A 1,360-nucleotide genomic window follows, 5' to 3' on the forward strand; every position below is an offset into this window, starting at 1 on the left:
GTCATCTGGGCCGGCGTGCAACCCGAACCCGGCGTCATCGACTACGACTACCTCGCCTCCATCGAAAACACCGTCGAAATCCTGGGCCGGTACAACATCGTCGCCATCCTCGACATGCACCAGGACCTCTACGGTGGCGCTTTCGGCGGCGACGGCGCCCCGGAGTGGGCTACCTTCACCGGCGGGCTGCCGAACTTCGACGTCGGCTTCCCGTTCAGCTACTTCGTCAGCCCCGCACAGAACTATGCCTGGGATGCGTTCTGGGGCAACACCCATGCGGCGGGGATCGGACTGCAGAATCACTACGGGGTGATGTGGCAGGCGGTCGCCGACTACTTCAAGGGCAACGAGAACGTCGCCGGCTACGAGATCATCAACGAGCCGTGGGCGGGCACGCACTGGCTGGGAAGCCTGCTGGGCAACCGGTACTTCGACACCCAGCAGCTGACCCCGTTCTACAACCAGATCGACACGGCCATTCGCTCCGTCGACCCCAACAAGCCGGTGTTCTTCGGGCCGACGACGCTGGAGGCAAGCCTGCCGGTGGCCACGCACCTGGGCAGGGTCGACGACCCGAACACGGTCTTCTCCTTCCACCACTACTGCATGGTCAATGCACTGTTCGCCGACTTCAGCTTCGGCTGCGACTGGAATGCCGATGTGGTGTTCGCGAACGCGATGGACTACGCGCAACGCAACAACATCCCGGCGTTGCTCAGCGAGTTCGGCGCGACCAACAACCTTCCGACCATCGGTGCGAGCCTGCAGGCGGCCAACCGGTACCTGTTCGGCTGGACCGAATGGGCCTACACCGGCAACGACATCACCAGCACGTCGCCGCAGGACCAGGCGCTGGTCTACGACCCGAGCCAGCCCCCGGTCGGCGACAACGTCAACTGGGACAAACTCGACCTGCTGGCCCAGCCCTACCCGCAGATGATCTCGGGCATCCCCACCGGCTTGTCCTTCAACGACGGCGTCCTCTCGTTCAGCTACTCCACCGAACGCGCCGACGGCACCGGGATCTTCGACGCCGGATCCGAGACCGTCATCTCGGTGCCGGCCGGCCAGTACCCCAACGGCTACACCGTCATTGTGACCGGCGGCGAGGTCACCTCAGGCGCCGACGCCCCCCTGTTGACCATCGCCTCCAACGCCGGCGCCACGACCGTCAATGTGACCGTCACCGCCAAGAACTGACCGCGCCGCGCGGGTGCGTGGCGACCGCTGCACCGGTCCGCGCCGCTGCCTTGCGTAGGCTAAGTAAGTCGTTTACCTTTCTCAGACAGGCTTCAGAAATCTGGTTGTCCGTGAGAAGGGTTGGTCGCGATGTCTCGTCGCCGCAGCACGGTTGTGGGCA

At 64.6% G+C, this 1,360-nt stretch carries 1 protein-coding gene; it reads left to right on the top strand.

From position 1 onward, the window contains the following. The coding region (locus LI92_RS21205) for a cellulase family glycosylhydrolase (RefSeq protein WP_046322475.1) at positions 1–1,200 on the top strand (1,200 nt) is incomplete at its 5' end. Positions 1,201–1,360: the final 160 nt, after the last annotated feature.

It is taken from the genome of Mycobacterium sp. UM_Kg1 (assembly GCF_000972925.1).
Lineage (GTDB): Bacteria > Actinomycetota > Actinomycetes > Mycobacteriales > Mycobacteriaceae > Mycobacterium > Mycobacterium hiberniae.